At 69.7% G+C, this 15,236-nt stretch carries 18 protein-coding genes; 8 read left to right on the plus strand and 10 right to left on the minus strand.

Annotated features, from left to right (window positions below; all coding sequences use genetic code 11):
- Positions 1-2: 2 nt before the first annotated feature.
- Complete coding sequence (locus JNB61_RS02805) at positions 3-1,343, minus strand: MFS transporter (protein WP_308289068.1); 1,341 nt, start codon at positions 1,341-1,343, stop codon at positions 3-5.
- A 215-nt stretch (positions 1,344-1,558) separates the two neighbouring features.
- Between JNB61_RS02805 and JNB61_RS02810 the strand changes: the two genes are divergently transcribed.
- Positions 1,559-1,822: a DUF6458 family protein gene (locus JNB61_RS02810; RefSeq protein WP_220287906.1), complete on the plus strand. Its 264-nt coding sequence runs from the start codon at positions 1,559-1,561 to the stop codon at positions 1,820-1,822.
- A 138-nt stretch (positions 1,823-1,960) separates the two neighbouring features.
- Here the strand turns inward: JNB61_RS02810 and JNB61_RS02815 are convergent, their stop codons facing one another.
- Positions 1,961-2,650 carry a GNAT family N-acetyltransferase gene (locus JNB61_RS02815; RefSeq protein ID WP_220338676.1) on the minus strand — a complete coding sequence of 230 codons (690 nt, stop codon included), beginning with the start codon at positions 2,648-2,650 and terminating at the stop codon, positions 1,961-1,963.
- A 131-nt stretch (positions 2,651-2,781) separates the two neighbouring features.
- On the opposite strand from JNB61_RS02815, the gene JNB61_RS02820 reads away from it, so the two are divergent.
- Entirely contained in the window at positions 2,782-3,342 is a 561-nt protein-coding gene (locus JNB61_RS02820; RefSeq protein ID WP_220338677.1) for a TetR/AcrR family transcriptional regulator, read from the plus strand.
- Positions 3,343-3,366: 24 nt separating this feature from the next.
- On the opposite strand, the gene JNB61_RS02825 is transcribed toward JNB61_RS02820, so the two are convergent.
- Positions 3,367-4,461, minus strand: coding sequence for an alpha/beta fold hydrolase (locus tag JNB61_RS02825; RefSeq protein ID WP_223214561.1), 1,095 nt, complete (start codon positions 4,459-4,461; stop codon positions 3,367-3,369).
- On the opposite strand from JNB61_RS02825, the gene JNB61_RS02830 reads away from it, so the two are divergent.
- Positions 4,451-4,738 (plus strand): hypothetical protein, encoded by a 288-nt coding sequence (locus JNB61_RS02830; RefSeq protein WP_220338678.1) that lies wholly within the window; start codon positions 4,451-4,453, stop codon positions 4,736-4,738. The two genes, JNB61_RS02825 and JNB61_RS02830, sit on opposite strands and share 11 nt — an antisense overlap.
- 60 nt (positions 4,739-4,798) lie before the next feature.
- Here JNB61_RS02830 and JNB61_RS02835 read toward each other — a convergent pair whose 3' ends face one another.
- Positions 4,799-5,665, minus strand: a complete 867-nt coding sequence (locus JNB61_RS02835) for an AraC family transcriptional regulator (RefSeq protein ID WP_220338679.1) — start codon at positions 5,663-5,665, stop codon at positions 4,799-4,801.
- Positions 5,666-6,132: 467 nt separating this feature from the next.
- Complete coding sequence (locus tag JNB61_RS02840; RefSeq protein WP_220338680.1) at positions 6,133-6,582, minus strand: pyridoxamine 5'-phosphate oxidase family protein; 450 nt, start codon at positions 6,580-6,582, stop codon at positions 6,133-6,135.
- Between the two features lie 86 nt (positions 6,583-6,668).
- Between JNB61_RS02840 and JNB61_RS02845 the strand changes: the two genes are divergently transcribed.
- Complete coding sequence (locus JNB61_RS02845; RefSeq protein WP_220338681.1) at positions 6,669-7,589, plus strand: AEC family transporter; 921 nt, start codon at positions 6,669-6,671, stop codon at positions 7,587-7,589.
- A gap of 16 nt (positions 7,590-7,605) precedes the next feature.
- Here the strand turns inward: JNB61_RS02845 and JNB61_RS02850 are convergent, their stop codons facing one another.
- The 3 genes from JNB61_RS02850 to JNB61_RS02860 are packed head-to-tail and all read right to left on the minus strand — an operon-like array spanning position 7,606 to position 9,187.
- A complete protein-coding gene (locus tag JNB61_RS02850; protein ID WP_223214562.1) occupies positions 7,606-7,875 on the minus strand; it encodes a DUF6510 family protein in 270 nt (89 codons plus the stop codon).
- A complete protein-coding gene (locus JNB61_RS02855; protein ID WP_220338682.1) occupies positions 7,872-8,597 on the minus strand; it encodes a ferredoxin reductase in 726 nt (241 codons plus the stop codon). The genes JNB61_RS02850 and JNB61_RS02855 overlap by 4 nt, the downstream gene beginning before the upstream one ends.
- The gene (locus JNB61_RS02860; RefSeq protein WP_159844344.1) at positions 8,594-9,187 is read right to left on the minus strand and encodes a sulfite oxidase-like oxidoreductase; all 594 of its coding nucleotides are present in this window, start codon (positions 9,185-9,187) and stop codon (positions 8,594-8,596) included. Before JNB61_RS02860 ends, JNB61_RS02855 begins: the two co-directional genes overlap by 4 nt.
- Before the next feature lie 188 nt (positions 9,188-9,375).
- On the opposite strand from JNB61_RS02860, the gene JNB61_RS02865 reads away from it, so the two are divergent.
- On the plus strand, positions 9,376-9,933 hold the full coding sequence (locus tag JNB61_RS02865; protein ID WP_220287940.1) for an HdeD family acid-resistance protein: 558 nt from the start codon (positions 9,376-9,378) through the stop codon (positions 9,931-9,933).
- Between the two features lie 68 nt (positions 9,934-10,001).
- On the opposite strand, the gene JNB61_RS02870 is transcribed toward JNB61_RS02865, so the two are convergent.
- Complete coding sequence (locus JNB61_RS02870) at positions 10,002-11,981, minus strand: S9 family peptidase (RefSeq protein WP_220287941.1); 1,980 nt, start codon at positions 11,979-11,981, stop codon at positions 10,002-10,004.
- Between the two features lie 4 nt (positions 11,982-11,985).
- Positions 11,986-12,759 (minus strand): SDR family oxidoreductase, encoded by a 774-nt coding sequence (locus JNB61_RS02875; protein ID WP_220338683.1) that lies wholly within the window; start codon positions 12,757-12,759, stop codon positions 11,986-11,988.
- Between the two features lie 42 nt (positions 12,760-12,801).
- On the opposite strand from JNB61_RS02875, the gene JNB61_RS02880 reads away from it, so the two are divergent.
- From JNB61_RS02880 to JNB61_RS02890, 3 genes are read left to right on the plus strand one after another with little or no spacing between them, the layout of a single operon-like run.
- A complete protein-coding gene (locus tag JNB61_RS02880; protein ID WP_201448786.1) occupies positions 12,802-13,314 on the plus strand; it encodes an NfeD family protein in 513 nt (170 codons plus the stop codon).
- The gene (locus JNB61_RS02885; protein ID WP_223214563.1) at positions 13,311-14,342 is read left to right on the plus strand and encodes an SPFH domain-containing protein; all 1,032 of its coding nucleotides are present in this window, start codon (positions 13,311-13,313) and stop codon (positions 14,340-14,342) included. Before JNB61_RS02880 ends, JNB61_RS02885 begins: the two co-directional genes overlap by 4 nt.
- On the plus strand, positions 14,339-15,130 hold the full coding sequence (locus JNB61_RS02890) for a glycerophosphodiester phosphodiesterase family protein (protein ID WP_220338684.1): 792 nt from the start codon (positions 14,339-14,341) through the stop codon (positions 15,128-15,130). Before JNB61_RS02885 ends, JNB61_RS02890 begins: the two co-directional genes overlap by 4 nt.
- Positions 15,131-15,236 lie beyond the last annotated feature (106 nt).

Consider the following 15,236-nt stretch of genomic DNA (forward strand, 5'->3'; position numbering starts at 1 on the left):
GGTCAGCGGCGCGCGCGACGCGGCGCCCTGGGCGGGTCCATGCCCAGGCGTATGCGCGTGCGCTTGCGCTCGATGACGATGAACGTGCCGCCGAGCGCCCACAGCGGGACCTGCATGAGGAACGCCAGGCGGAACGCGTCGAGGTTGTACGTCGCCGGCGTGCCGGCGCCCTGCAGGTCGAGGGCGAGACCGATGAGGAGGATCGCGACCAACGCCGCGAGGAAGCCGCCCGCGTTCGTCACCCCCGTCGCCGTGCTGAGCCGATGCGAGGGGTTGTGCGTGCGGGCGTGGTCGAACGCGATCATCGAGGCGGGACCGCCCGTGGCCAGGGCGACGGCGAGGGCGACCAGCAGCCACAGCGGCGCGGGGCCGGGGTACGCGATGACGGCGAGCCAGGCGACCGCCTGCACGCCGACGGTCGGGAGCACCAGTGCCCGCGACCGCAGATGCGGGTTGCGCCGCGACAGCTCGCCCATGATCGGCCCGAGAGCCATGCCCACGACGACGTACAGCGACATGATCGAGGCGGCTCCGGCCGTGCTGAGGCCCTCTCCGGCGGTGAGGAACGGCATCCCCCACAGCAGGACGAACGCGGTTCCCGCGAACGGCGTCGTGAAATGCGACCAGAACGCCAGCCGCGTCCCCGGATGCGCCCACGCCGCCCGGATCCCGACACCGGTGTCGACCGACGAGGTCACGACACGGATCGCGCCGGTGTCGGTGTCCACCGACACGTCCTCGTCGCGGTCGGCCGGGTGGTTCCGGATCAGGAGGAACACGAGCACCGCGAAAAGCACGCCGAGGCCGGCGATGCTGCCGAACGTGATCGTCCACGAGGTGGCGTGCAGCAGCGCCGCCAGCGGGATCAGCGCCACGAGCTGGCCGCCCTGGCCGACGATGCCGGTGAGCTGCACCATGATCGGGCCGCGCTGTGCGGGAAACCACGTCGCGATCAGCCGCAGCACTCCCGGAAAGATCGCGGCGTCGCCGGCGCCCAGCAGCATCCGGGCGAGGATCGCCACGCCGACGCTGGGGGAGACGGCCATCGTGAGCTGTCCCAGCGCCATCAGCAGCATCCCGACCGTCATGATGGGCCGCGCGCCATAGCGGTCGAGCAGCACGCCGATCGGGATCTGCATACCGCCGTATACCGCGAGCTGCACCACCGCGAAGAGCGACAGCGTCGCGGCGTCGGCGTCGAAACGCGCCGCCGCGTCGACGCCGACCGCACTCAACGACGAGCGGTTCGTGATCGCGAGGACGTAGCCGGCCACGCCGACCGTCCAGATCACCCAGGCGTACGCTCCCGGCCCCGCGGTGCGGGGACGGGACAGACTGTGCACCCTTCCACAGTAGTCACCGAGACGGATGCAGCCGCCCGCTGCGGCCCGCTCAGTAGGCCGAGCTCGCCGCGGGTGGGGTCCCACACATGGCGGCAGCATCCGTCTTCTGTCAACCCCCTCCCGCGACCCATGGCGGGCGCGGGAGGGTACGGGCGGGACTACCCGTCCCGAAACAGGGGAGGGCTCGTCGCCGCGCCCCGGAAAGGACACCTCGCATGAGTATCGGAGCAGGCATCGCCCTCTTCGCCATCGGAGCGATCCTCGCGTTCGCGGTGAACGTGGAGCTGGAGTGGGTGAATCTCGACATGATCGGCTACATCCTCATGGGTGCGGGAGCCGTCATCTTCCTGGTCGGCATCGTTCTGCTGGCACGCCGTCGGCGGTCCGAGTCCGTGACGCGGACCGCCGTCGACCCGAACGTCAACGAGCAGGTCACGCGCCGGAGCACGAGCTCGACCGACGACGCCGCCGGCCTCTGACGATCCAGTGACCGCGGGCGCTGCGGCGCCTGCCGTCACGGTCGTGGCCATCCGGAAAGGCCTGACCCGACAAGGTGACGAGGGGCCGTCATCAACAACTCCCCGCCGCCGTCGACAGCTCCGTAGCGTTGCTGCTCGTCAGGACCCGACGTTCTTCGCGAGAGACGCGCGGAACGCCTCGACCCCCTGCATCTCGATGGGTGCGCCGAGGGTGGCGATGTGGTCACCGCGCAGCGACTCCCAGCGCTCGCGCGACATCACGAAGCGGTTGTGCAGCACCGCGACGCCCTCGCGGGCGACGTGGAACGCACCGTCGGACTCGTAGCCCACGCGGCGTGACACCGCGTTCGACGGGCCGTTGTCGACGAAGGCGCCCGAAGCCGCCTCGCGCGCACCGAGACCCGCGAACGCGAGGTGCAGCGCGAGCATCCGCATGCGCGTTCCGACGCCCCGTCCCTGGTGGGCGCGGCCCAGCCATGAGCCGGTGGTCACCCGGCGCAGCACCGGCCATTCGTTCGCCGTGAGTCCTTGCACGCCCGCCGGTATGCCGTCGTGAAGCACTGCGAGCTCGAGGACGAACGACTCGGAGGAGATGCGGTGGCGCGCGCCCCATTGGAACGCGAGCACGCTTCGCGCGACCTCGTCGGCCGTGCCGCGAGACCACGGGTGTTCGAACGGCATCATCCCGGGATCATGGATGCCGCGTCCCGCCAGTTCCGCGAGCTGCACGAGCAGTTCGTCGTCGATCCAGCGGAGTTCGAGGTCGCCCGCGCGCACCGAGACCGCAGAGGCGGGCCAGAGCCGGGCGAGCGCGTCGGTGTGCGGCATCCCGGAAGTCTGCCAGACGACGTCGGGGCGGGCCATCGCAGGAGCCGGATGGGGATGTACCGGATCGGCCGGGGATCTCATAGAGTGGGCGAGCGCCCATTTCGGTGGGCATCCGCCCACTAGGAGCGACTTTGCCGACCGGACAACCACTTCCCGACGCCCGCAACGTACTCCTGCAGGCGGGACGCCGCGTGCTGGCGGCGCAGGGGCCGGGCGCTCTGAACTCGAGGGCGGTCACGGCGTCGTCGGGCGTCGCGAAGGGGGTTCTGCACCGCCATTTCACGGACTTCGACGATTACCTCGGCGCGCTCGTCGCGGAGGAGGCTCGGCGGATCGAGAGCATCGAGCCTCTGGTCGCGGACTCGGCGTCTGCCGCTGTGACAGACGTGCTCGAGCAGATCTTCACTCCGACGATGCTGGGCCTCGCAAGCATCGTTCTCAGCCGTGAGGGATTGCGCCGCCGGCTGCGCCGCGACGAATCGCCGGAAGTCCCGCTGTTCGCCGAAGCCACCTCGGTGGTGGCCGACGTCCTCGCCGCCGAGCGCGAGGTCGGCTGGATCGCCGAAGACGCCGACATTCCCGCGCTCGCGCTCATCCTCGTGGGAAGTGCGCACCTGCTCTACGTGAGCGCGGGGGAGGCGCAGCCGGCTCACGACGCTATCGACCGGATCGTGCAGTGGACCCTCCCTTAGCCCGGGGCTGGTGGGACAGGTCCCTCAACCGGCTCGACCGTCGTCAGAGGACGGTGCGTCGAGGAATCCGACGACCACATCACGGACCAGGTCGACTCGTGCCAGGCCGAAGAAATGGGTCGTGCCGGGAAACACCGCAAGCTGGGACGCCGGCACACCGACGAAATCGCCGTTCACGTCGCCACCGCGCAGGCGGAGAAACTCAACCGCATGATCGAGCGAGACCATGTCGGCGTCACCGACGGTGATGAGCGTCGGTGCCGCGATGGCGCGTATCTCGTCTTCCGTGCGATCCGGGAACCCGCTCTTGTACGTCGCGCCGAGCTTGTCGAGCAGCACTTGAAGATGCTGCAGGTCGGGGTGGGGAGACTTGGCGAGGTAGGCGGCTTCCATGGGTGTGCCGGCGATCATGTCGACGGTCATGGCGCCGACCGCGTCCGCGTTCTCCGACCCGCGCATGCCCGATGCGGCGAAGGAGGTCGAGGAGACGATGACCCGCCGGATCCGTTCCGGGTGATCGATGGCAAGGTCCAGAGCGACCGCGCCGCCGATGCTGAAACCGTGGATGTCTGCGCGCTCGACGGCGAGGTGGTCGAGCACGCCCAGCACATCGCTGGCGAAGGCGGCCGCCGAGAACGGCCGGTCGATGTCGTTCGTGCGTCCGTGTCCCTGGAAATCGACCGCGATGACTCGCCTTCCTGCCGCGAGCTCAGGGATGAGGGCGCCGAACTGCTGCTCGATGTCGAACAGACCGCCGTGCAGCAGCACCAGCGGTGTGCCGTCGGCGGTGTCGCCGTGGACTTCGTAGTACATGCGCAGCTCACCGAGTGCGACATAGCCGCTCTCGGCGGGAGAGACGAGGGCTGTCTGTTCCGTCATGCCAGTACCGTCGCAGAGCTTCGTCGGCACATCAACCTCACCCTCCTGCCGCCGGCAACCTCTCGCTCGTCCCGCCGGCGCAGGCTGGGAACGACGCAGGGCAGTGCTGGTGGTTGCGGCGCAGACGGGCGCGCCTAGAGGGCTAGCCTTGCTAGCGATGAGCACACGCAGCCGGCGCCGTAGGACTTTCCCCCTGTCCAAGCGCGCAGAAGCGTACAGCCCCTCTGGCGTGGTGGCCATGGCCGTGATCGTGCCGCTGTGCTTCGGCGCAGCCGCGTTCTTCGTCTGGGGACTCGTGAAGACTTTCGTCATCGATGGCACGGGACTCTTCGAGATGGTCTACAGCGCACGTGCCCCGATGCCGGGCATCGTGGTGGCGATCGCGGCCCTGCTCGGGATCGCGGCCGTGTGCCAGATCGGCTGGCAGGGCGCGGGCTGGCTGTACAGGGTCGCCAGAGGCGAAGTGCCCCGGGCGACCACGCAGCGGGCGCGCCGCTACCGGCGCAACCCCGAGTAGGCCGGCCTCATCGGTGGGCGCGGTGTGCGCCCATCTCGCGGCGCCCGGTCGTGCCGTCCATCACTCGCGTTCGACGGGCAGCCACAGCTCGCACGTCGCGAAGCCGAAATCGGGGGAGCGGTCGAGCACCGCAACGATCGACGGACCGGGCCGAAGGCGCCAGGGGTTCGATGGGAACCAGTCGCTCGCCGTCGCCGCCCACGCGGATTGCAGGGTGGCGGGGTAGGGGCCTTCCGTGCGGAAGACCGCCCATGCGCCGGCCGGGACTGCGATCACGTCGAGATCCTCCGGTGCGGACTCGTGCTCATCCAGCGCCACACCGTGGAGGTAGGTAAGTTGTGTGCCCTCGACATAGTCAGGATCGACGTCGGCGCTGACCTGAAGGAGCCCGGCCGGCTCGGTGCTGCTCAGCTCCTTGAGCCGGGCATGCTCGCTGCCGGGGAGTCCGGCGATGTGCGCCTGGATGTGCGGATTGACGCCCTCGTGGACGAGGGGCACTCGTGCGGCATGGCCCACGAGGTGGAATGCCGGCCGATCGGCGATACGGGTGTCCATAGGTGTGTTCCCTTCTAGGATCAGGCGGAGCCTGAGCTGCGGTTGTGTTCGAAGTGGCCCGCCGTCGCGGCGCACGTCAGCAGGGCTGACCCCGTGGACCGCCCGGAACGCGCGACCGAATGCCTCCGTGGAGCCGTAGCCGTAGCGCACCGCGATCTCGAGCATCTCGGCGTCGCCGAGCACATCGGCGGCAGCGACGGTCATACGCCGACGCCGGACATACTCTGACAGCGGCATGCCGGCGAGCGACGAGAACATTCGGCGCACGTGGTACTCGGTCGTCCCGAGACTTCCGGCGAGGCCGGCGAGATCGACGTCGTCCGACAGGTCGGCCTCGACGAGCTCGATCACCCGGTTGAGAATCGCGATCACGGTTCCTCCTTCGGCTCCCAGCCTTGTCGGGCGTGCATGAAAGCACCCGACTATTGCGGTTCGATTCGATCGTGCGGCATCAGCTGCCAGAAGTTCGGTCATCTGGTGGTCGGGTGATCTGGTCGAGGAGTGCGGACCCGGCGGATTCTGGACGGTCGAGGGGAGCTGCCGATTCGCATCTATCGGGAAGGACGTCGTCACGAAGCTGACATAATGTGCATTATCGGCGCTTGATGGAAGCACTCCGAGGACCCCCCTTCCGACCCCTCTCCAGAAGCGGATCCGGAAGGGCTCCAGAAGTGGACCCGGGAGCGTTCCGCGAGAGGAACAGGGCGCACGAGGCACTCACAGCCGCCTCAGCAGCAGAGTCAACCGGATGACTTTCCCTGCTCGTGTTGCAGCGCTGTAGTTCCGGTGCCACCCGCGGACGCAGCAGCCGTCGGCAACTACGGCGTCGGCGACGCGATTCAGACGACCCACACTCCGTCGCGCATGAGCACGCGGCCGGCCCGCTCGTTCGACTCGCGCCACGCCTGGATCCGCATCGGGCGCAGCACCAGGAACACGTAGCCGGCGAGCCCGCGCGGGTCCCAGTCGGCCTGGGCCGCGTAAGCCTCGCCGAGCGACGCGTCGTCGTCCACACCGACGGACCGTTCCAGCACGACATCGATCATCCCGACGTCCCGCGTCGACCCGACCGCGAGTCGCGCAACGCCGGAGGCACCGAGATTGCGCGCGGTCGCCGACCGACCCTCCAGCGCGATGACGGCGCGGTCTGCGATCCACGCGAGGGACAGCGGCACGAGGTGGGGCGCCGCCTCCGGGGACGCCGTCGCGACCCAGACGTCGGCCGCGGGACTCGCCAGCGCCGTGAGCAGCTCGGCCTTGCGGGTCATGCGGTCACGGGGTTCAGCCATCCGGTCTCCCTTGTTCGGCGCGTGCCAGTCTGCCACCGAGCGGCACACGATTCGCTCCCCAGAGAACGATTTCCTAGGCTCGGAGCATGCTGGAGTCGCTCACCGGGTTCGTCGTGGTGGGCGTGGCGATCCTCGTGGGGTGGATCCTCGGGCGCATCGACCTGCTCGGCGAGCACGCACGGCCGGTGCTCGCACGTCTCACGTTCTTCGTGCTCTCCCCCTTCCTGCTGTTCGTCGTGCTGGCCCAGGCCGACGTCCACACGCTGTTCTCGGCCCTCCTGCCGGTGTCGGCCATCGCCGCGGTCGCCGTGATCCTCGTCTACGCGGTCATCGCCCGGCTCCTGTGGCGGCGCTCCGCAGGCGAGACGGTGATCGGCGCCCTGAGCGCGGGTCAGGTCAACTCCAACAACATCGGCATCCCGCTCTCGCTGTATCTGCTGGGCAGCGCTGCGTATCCCGCGCCGGTGATCCTCATGCAGCTGCTCGTGTTCACCCCCATCACGATGGCGATTCTGGATGCCGTCACCAGCGCCCGCGCAACGCTCTGGCGCGCCGTGGCCCGGGTGGCGACGAACCCCATCGTGGTCGGCTCAGTGCTGGGCACACTCGTCTCCGTGCTGGGGATCGAACTGCCGCCCATCGTGATGGAGCCCGCGATGCTCATCGCGAACGCCTGCGTGCCGATACTCCTCATCGCATACGGCATCTCGCTTCACGGGCAACGCGTGCTGGGGGCGCCGGGTCGCCGGCGCGACATCGTCCTGGCGACGACACTGAAGCTCGTCGCCATGCCGGTGATCGCCTGGGCCGTCGCCGAGTTCGTGTTCGGGCTCTCGGCCCACGACGTGCTGATCGTGACCGTCCTCGCCGCCCTGCCCACGGCGCAGAACGTCTTCAACTACTCGCAGCGCTACGACGTCGGCGAGACGATCTCGCGCGACACCGTGTTCCTCACGACGATCGGCTGCGTCCCCGTGCTGATCCTCGTCACCCTGCTTCTCGGCTGACGCGGCTCACGGGCGGCTACCGCACGATCTCGTGCAGCATTCCCAGCACGAGCCGCACCCGGTCGCCGTCCCGCAGCACGGTGAACAGCGTGTGCGTGCAGGCACGGCATCGGACGATCGCGGCGGCCTCGTCGAGCTCGACAACGGCCTCCGCGAGCGCCGAAGTGTCACCGCACCCGCCGCAGACGCCGACGAGCGCGGTGACGTCGGCGCCGAAGACGTCCCACAGCATCCCCGCCGCGGCGTTGCCGTCGACGATGCTCCCGGCGTTCTCGGCACGCATCATGCACCTCCGAAACGTTCGGTCCTGATCCGGGCGGACGCATGCCCCAGCCCGACGAGCACGTCGGCGACGTGCTCGACGAACCCCGTGGGTCCGCACACGTAGACGACCGGCTGCCGATCCGGCGACCACACCGCCGTTCGCAGCAGCTCGGCGTCCACGCGACCGATGGCACCCTGCCACCCGTCCGGTGCGGCACGGGTGTAGCGCCAGGTCAGCCCCACTCCCCCGTCTCCCGAGAGCGACGACAGCTCATCGCGATATATCGCGTCCTCCGTGGTGCGCACCGAGTAGAGCAGGCGGACGGAGGCTGCGGCTCCGGCATCCGTCGCCGCACGCACCATCGCCATCATCGGGACGATGCCCGAGCCTCCGGCGATCAGCTGCACCGGCGCCTCTCCCCCGGGTCGCCACACGAAATAACCCCCGAGCGGTCCTTTGACCTCGAGCTCGTCGCCGGGAAGGACGTCCTCCACGAGGTACGGCGATACCTCTCCGTCGGGGATCTCGTCGACCGCCAGCTCCACGGTCTCGGAGGCGCCGTACGAGCCGAGCGAGTACGACCGCACCGCCTGGTAGCCGTCTTCCGCCGTGAGCCGGATGTCGACGTGCTGGCCGGCGTCGTTGCCCGGCCAGCCGGGCACATCAAGCCGCAGGATCCGTGCCGAGTGCGTCGCCGGGATCGCCTCGACGACCCGCCCTGGCATCCAGCCGCCGACGGTCACCAATACCGCTCCTCGGTCCACGGGTCGCCGTGCATGTTGTAGCCGTTCTGCTCCCAGAACCCGGGCTCGTCATCGGTCATCAGCGTCAGCCCCCGCACCCACTTCGCGCTCTTCCAGAAGTACAGGTGCGGAACCAGCAGCCGGGCCGGGCCGCCGTGCTCCGGATCGAGAGGCTCGCCCTCGAACTCGAACGCCACCCAGGCCTTGCCGCCGAGAAGATCCTCCATCGGCAGGTTGGTCGTGTAGCCGCCGTACGAGTGCGCCATCGCGTACTCGGCATCGGTCTCGACGGTGTCGAGCAGCGTATCGAGCGACACCCCGCGCCACGATGTGCCCAGCTTCGACCACCGCGTCACGCAGTGGATGTCCGTGTGGACGTCCTCGATGGGCAGGGCCATGAACTCATCCCACGTCCACGAGACGGCACCGCCGCCCTCTGTGCGGATTGCGAAGCGCCACTCCTCCTGCTCGATCCGCGGCGTCGGCCCGGCCGACAGCACCGGGAAGTCCTCAGTCAGGTACTGGCCGGGTGGCAGCCGCGGATCGCTCTCGCGGCGACGCGCTCCGAACCCCCTCGACACGACGGCCATCGAAACCCTCCTTCTGCACGCCTCGTCGGGCGCGCACGCTCACGGTCACGCACGCTCACGCTAGCGCGGTGCGGCCCATCGGGTCGACGGGCATGGGGCAACACACCTTCACTGTCGCTCGCATGTTCCATCCGGGGTCTAAGCTTTAGCCGCACCACATACAGGGAATTCTCAGAAAGGCCCCCCTCATGTCCACTGCATCCGAAGCCGAGAAGTCGGCCGTCAACGGAATCCGCACGGCGCTCGGCGTCGGCGGCGTCCTCGCCATCATCGTCGGCATCCTGATCCTGGTCTGGCCGGGCAAGACCGCCGCGGTCATCACGGCGATCATCGCGATCTACGCCATCGCCGCCGGTCTGGTCTACGCCGGTCTCGGGATCTTCTCGAGGACCAAGGGCGGATGGGCTCGCGTCGGCCACATCGCTCTCGGCATCCTGTTCATCATCGCCGGCGTCGTGGCGCTGTTCAACCTCGGTCAGACGACCGCGTGGCTCGCCCTGTTCCTCGGCATCCTCATCGGAATCATGTGGATCGTCGAAGGCATCGTCGCGCTGTCGACGCTCGGCGACGCGGCGTCGAAGGGCTGGTCGATCTTCTTCGCCATCCTCAGCATCATCGCCGGTATCATCGTGCTCTTCGCGCCGGTGTGGGGCGTCGCCATCCTCTGGTGGATCCTCGGCATCTCGCTGGTGGTCCTCGGTGTGATCAACATCGTCCGCGCCTTCACCTTCAAGGGCGACATCTGATCCGAGCCCGGATCGCAGACGGCCCCGGGAGCGATCGCTCCCGGGGCCGTCTCGTGTCTGCCGCCGGATCAGCCGACCGGAAGGTGCCGGCTCCACCAGTCGAGCACCGCATCGAAGCGCTCGACGCGGTGGCGCGGCTGACCCGAGCGGGTGAGCTCGTGATTCTCGCCGGGGAACACCAGCAGCTCGGCCTCGGTGCCCTGGCGCTTGAGCGCCGAGTAGTACCGCGTGGCCTGCTCGAGCGGGCACCGGAAATCGAGCTCCGAGTGCATCACCAGCGTCGGAGTCGTGACCTGGCCCACGACGGCCATCGGGCTCTGGCGCGCGATGTCGTCCGCCGAGATCCCGACGTACTCGTCGCCGAAGAACGAGCCGATGTCACTCGTGCCCTGGAACGAGAGCGGCTCGAGGAAGCCCCGCTCCACGATCGCCCCGGCGAAACGGTGGTCGTGCGCGATGATCCATGCCGTGAGGTAGCCGCCGTACGAGCCTCCCTGCACGCCCACCCGGTCGCCGTCCAGTCGCGGGTCGTCCGCGATCGCGCCTTCGAGGAAGTCGATGACGTCGGCGAAATCGACCGTGCCCATCTGCTGGCGGATGCTGCGCCCATGCGCGCGCCCGTAGCCCGCAGAGCCGCGGGGGTTCGAGTACACGACCGCGTAGCCGGCATCCACCAGGACCTGGGTCTCATCGAACAGGTGCACGCCGTACGCGGCGAAAGGTCCGCCGTGGATCTGCAGGACGACCGGGAACGGCCCTTCGCCCTCCGGCACCGCGACCCATCCGTGCACCGGGTAGCCGTCACGGCCGGCGACCGTCACTTCGCGCGGAAGGACGACTCCGGATGCTGCGGCCCGAGCCCCGAACGCGGTCAGCGTGCGCGCGGCTCCCTGCTCGATCAGCACGAGCTCGCCGAACGAGTCCGGCTGCGACGCGGCAGCCACGACGAGGCCGCCGCCGGTCGCATGACCGGAGACCTCGACGTCGCCGCCGAGGACTTCGGCGACCGCGCCGTCGCGGCTGAGGCGCACCAGCCGCACCCGCCCCCGCGCGGCGTCCTGCGCGAGGAAGCCGTCGCCGTCCACGCGCAGGTGTCCCTCGCCGAGGTTCAGAGCGTCGGCGTCGGTGACACGACGCGCGGTCCCGTCCTCGACGAGCCAGAGTCCGACGCCGGGCGCGATGAAGTCGACGCCGTCGCCGACCTCGTGAGCGAGGAGGGCGATCGTTCCGTCCGCAGCGACGACCGCTTCGTAGATCGCGATGCCCGCATCGACGCCGAGCACCTCACGCTGTCCCGACCCGTCCACCGCGAGGGCGATGATGCGGTCGCGAAGGTCTCGGCGGTCCGGCTCGATCTCATCGGGGACCGTGAGCACCTCGGTGCCGTCGGCCGTGAAGACGACCCCGCCGTGGGATGCGGGGCCATCGGTGAGCTGGCGCGCCTCGGCCGCGACCAGGGTCTTCTTCGGCGGCGTCTCGTCGTCGGGGCGCACCGCGGCGGCGGGCTCGTAGAAGGGCTCCGCGTCGACCTCCGGCACGGTGATCACGAAGACGTGGGCGGGGCGGTCGCCGATGTACCCGAGACCGTTCGCGTGCCAGCGCACGCCGGTGATGTGCCGCGGCGCCTCGGCCGCAGCATCCAGTCCCTCCACGCTGCCGTAGCGGCCCTTCTCGGGTACGCGCGCGAGGAATGCGATGGACGCCCCGTCGGGCGACCAGGCGAAGTCCTCGACGCCCAGGACCGCGTCGGTCGCCTGCACCGGCTCGCCGCCGGCCGCCGCGACCACGTGCACCTGCGGCTTGCCTTTCGCGTCGCCGCGCACGAACGCGACCCGCGTGGAGTCGGGCGAGAGCTTCGGAGAGCCGTCGGCCGTGCCGCGCGTCAGGCGTCGAGGCGTGCCCTCCGGGAGCTCGACGCGCCACACCTGGCCGACATTGCGGTTGGCAGCGAGGTCGGGGCGCGAGGTCGCGAAGACGGCGAACGAGCCGTCGGCGGCGATCTCGGGACGCCCGACCGAGACGAGGGTCTCGATGTCGTGGGCCTTCATCGGGTCACTCCGTGCCGAACGACGAGACGTCACCCACCAGGCGGGTGTTGTCGGCGGGCACCGGGTCGAGCGCCGCCTGGGCGACCTCGGCGGCGAACTCCGACACGTTGTAGAGCTTGCCCGCGTCCTCGCGGCGCGCGGCGATGGCGCCGGGGTTGGCGCGCTCGAGCAGCGTCGCGGTGATCGTGCCCTCGATCATGTCGCCCGACACCACGACGAACTCGACGCCGCGCTCGGTGAGGACGGGGATCCTCTCGCGCAGGGCGTCCTCGCCGGCGCGCTTGGACAGCGCGACCGGCTCGTACTCCGGCATCGTCGGGGTCGTGCGGATGAAGTGCGCCTGATGGCTCGTCACGAACACGACGCGCGAGCCTTCGCCCAGAAGCGGAAGCGCGGTCTCGAGAACGTTGAGCTGCGCGTCGCGGTTGAGCAGCAGCGCGTAGTCCTCGGCCATGCCCGACTCCATGCCGCCCGACGCGTTGAGCACGAGGACGTCGAGCGAGCCGAACGTGTTCGCGACCTCGTCGAACATCGCCTGCACGGACGCCGGGTCCGTGAGGTCGGCGCCGACCACGAGCACCTGGACTCCCAGCTCGCGCAGCTCGGTGGCGAGCTTCTCGGCACGCGGGGCCTTGTTCCGGTAGTTGATGACGACGTTCGCCCCGGCCTGCGCGAGGTAGCGGGCCGTGTCGGCGCCGATGCCGCGGGACGAGCCCGTCACGAGTGCGGTCTTGCCGCTCAGCGAGCTCTCGGGAAGCGGGTTCAAAGTCTGAGTCACGTGTAGACCCTACCTGCTAGGTTCGAGCTGAGGAGGCGCACCGTGGAGCTCATCGAGGTCGTCGAACAGTGGGCGTGGATCGGCTGGCTCGTGCTGATCCTGGTGTTCCTCGTGATCGAGATGCTGACTCTCGATTTCACCTTCCTGATGCTGAGCATCGGCGGCCTCGCGGGGCTGGTGACCGACCTCCTGGGCGCACCGATCTGGCTGCAGGTGATCATCGCCGCCGGCGTCGCCGCCGCCCTCGTCCTCCTCCTCCGGCCGCCGCTGCTGAGACGCCTGCGGCGCGGCGAAGACCCGACGCCGTCGAACGTCGACGCCCTCATCGGCCTGGGCGGCACCGTCGTCTCGTCGGTCGGGGCGCACGGCGGCCAGGTCAAGCTCGCCAACGGCGACATCTGGACCGCACGTGCCGAATCGCGTGACGGGGCCGAGTCGCGTGTTCTCGAGCCCGGGACGCGCGTACGCGTCAGCCGCATCGAGGGCGCGACGGCCGTCGTCCGCTCCGACTCCCCCGAACCCCTCGCCCCCGCACCGGAGGACCCGCTCGCATGAACGACTTCACCTCGGCCATCCCGACGGCGATCGGGTGGATCCTCGCTATCGCCGTCTTCATCTTCGTGCTGGTCGTCATCTTCCGATCCATCCGGATCATCCCGCAGGCGACTGCGGGGATCGTCGAGCGGCTGGGGCGCTATCACAAGACGCTCTCGCCGGGTCTGAACCTGCTGGTCCCCTTCATCGACCGCCTGCGCCCGCTCCTCGATATGCGCGAGCAGGTCGTGTCGTTCCCGCCGCAGCCGGTCATCACCGAGGACAACCTGGTCGTCTCGATCGACACCGTCGTGTACTTCCAGGTCACCGACGCCCGGGCCGCCACTTACGAGATCGCCAACTATCTCAGCGCCGTCGAGCAGCTCACCGTGACCACGCTGCGCAACGTGGTCGGCGGTCTCAACCTCGAGGAGGCGCTCACGAGCCGCGATGAGATCAACGGCCAGCTGCGCGTCGTGCTCGACGAGGCGACGGGCAAGTGGGGCCTGCGCGTGTCGCGGGTGGAGCTCAAGGCCATCGACCCGCCCCACTCGATCCAGGACTCGATGGAGAAGCAGATGCGCGCCGAGCGCGACCGCCGTGCCGCGATCCTCACCGCCGAGGGTTCGAAGCAGTCGCAGATCCTCGAGGCCGAGGGCCGGCGGCAGGCGGAGATCCTCCGCGCCGAGGGCGACAAGCAGGCGGCGGTGCTCCGCGCCCAGGGCGAGGCCGAAGCGATCCAGACCGTGTTCGACGCGATCCACACCGGCAACCCCGACGACAAGCTGCTCGCCTACCAGTACCTGCAGACCCTGCCGAAGATCGCCGACAGCGCGTCGAGCAAGCTCTGGATCATCCCGAGCGAGTTCACCGAGGCGCTGAAAGGCCTGACGGGCTCCTTCGCGGGAGTCATGGCGGATGCTGCGGCCAAGGGCCGCGCCCCCGCGGTGGGTGGCGTCACCACCGGCGGGTCGTCGTCGGGCGGTCCGGCTTCCGGTGGACCCGCGATCGGCGGTCCGCCCCCCGCGGTCACTCCGCCCACGCCGTGACCCATCCCTGGTTCCAGGGCGACCGGCCACCCCGCGTGCTCGCGCACCGCGGCCTCGTGACGACCGACGCCGAACGCAGCGGCATCGTCGAGAACTCCTTCGCCGCCGTCGCCGCAGCGCACTCCGCCGGCGCGCGCTACGTCGAGTCGGATTGCCACCGCACCGCCGACGGCGTCGTCGTGCTGTTCCACGACGACGACCTCTCGCGCGTGACCGGCGACCCGCGCAAGATCGCCGACGTCACGGTGCGCGAGCTCGAGCACCTCATGGCCGGGCGAGGCGGGCTCATCACGCTCGCCCAGGCTCTGACCTCGTTCCCCACCGTGAGATTCAACCTGGACGTGAAGGCGGCAGATGCCGCATCCGCCGTCGGCACCGCGATCGCGCCGTTCGCAGACCGGGTGCTGGTGACGAGCTTCTCGGACGAACGGCGGCGTGCCGCGCTCAGCGCGGCGCGGGCCGTGAGCGAGGCGTCGGGACACAGCATCCGTCCCGCGACATCGGGAGGGCGAAGCACCATCGCGCGCGTGCTGGCGGCCGTGTCGGCGAGGTCGGATCGCCTGGTCGCGCGGGCTCTCGCCGGCGTGGATGCCCTTCAGGTGCCCGAGCGGCAGGGCCGCCTGCGCGTGGTCACGCCCCGGCTCGTCGCCGCGGCGCACCGGCACGGGGTCGAGGTGCACGTGTGGACGGTCAACGCCCCCGACGACATGGTGCGCCTGGTGGTGGAGATGGGGGTCGACGGCATCGTCACGGACCGCGCCGATGTCGCCCTAGCCGCCCTCCGGTGACACACGACGGTGACCGGTCTCGCCCTCGGCTGTGCATCCACTGTGAAAGGTCGATGAACAGGGCCCCTTCGGATGATCCGCTCAGGTCGCTTCGTTATACCTGTAC

The organism is Microbacterium ureisolvens, from assembly GCF_019511645.1.
In the GTDB taxonomy this organism is placed as follows: Bacteria; Actinomycetota; Actinomycetes; order Actinomycetales; family Microbacteriaceae; genus Microbacterium; species Microbacterium ureisolvens_A.

What these genes read in the sequence shown, in the direction of transcription:
- JNB61_RS02810 (WP_220287906.1), top strand. Translation starts at nt 1,559, where the DNA reads ATGAGTATCGGAGCAGGCATCGCCCTCTTCGCCATCGGAGCGATCCTC.
- JNB61_RS02815 (WP_220338676.1), bottom strand. Translation starts at nt 2,650, where the DNA reads ATGCCGCACACCGACGCGCTCGCCCGGCTCTGGCCCGCCTCTGCGGTC.
- JNB61_RS02825 (WP_223214561.1), bottom strand. Translation starts at nt 4,461, where the DNA reads ATGGCCACCACGCCAGAGGGGCTGTACGCTTCTGCGCGCTTGGACAGG.
- JNB61_RS02840 (WP_220338680.1), bottom strand. Translation starts at nt 6,582, where the DNA reads ATGGCTGAACCCCGTGACCGCATGACCCGCAAGGCCGAGCTGCTCACG.
- JNB61_RS02845 (WP_220338681.1), top strand. Translation starts at nt 6,669, where the DNA reads ATGCTGGAGTCGCTCACCGGGTTCGTCGTGGTGGGCGTGGCGATCCTC.
- JNB61_RS02850 (WP_223214562.1), bottom strand. Translation starts at nt 7,875, where the DNA reads ATGATGCGTGCCGAGAACGCCGGGAGCATCGTCGACGGCAACGCCGCG.
- JNB61_RS02860 (WP_159844344.1), bottom strand. Translation starts at nt 9,187, where the DNA reads ATGGCCGTCGTGTCGAGGGGGTTCGGAGCGCGTCGCCGCGAGAGCGAT.
- JNB61_RS02865 (WP_220287940.1), top strand. Translation starts at nt 9,376, where the DNA reads ATGTCCACTGCATCCGAAGCCGAGAAGTCGGCCGTCAACGGAATCCGC.
- JNB61_RS02870 (WP_220287941.1), bottom strand. Translation starts at nt 11,981, where the DNA reads ATGAAGGCCCACGACATCGAGACCCTCGTCTCGGTCGGGCGTCCCGAG.
- JNB61_RS02885 (WP_223214563.1), top strand. Translation starts at nt 13,311, where the DNA reads ATGAACGACTTCACCTCGGCCATCCCGACGGCGATCGGGTGGATCCTC.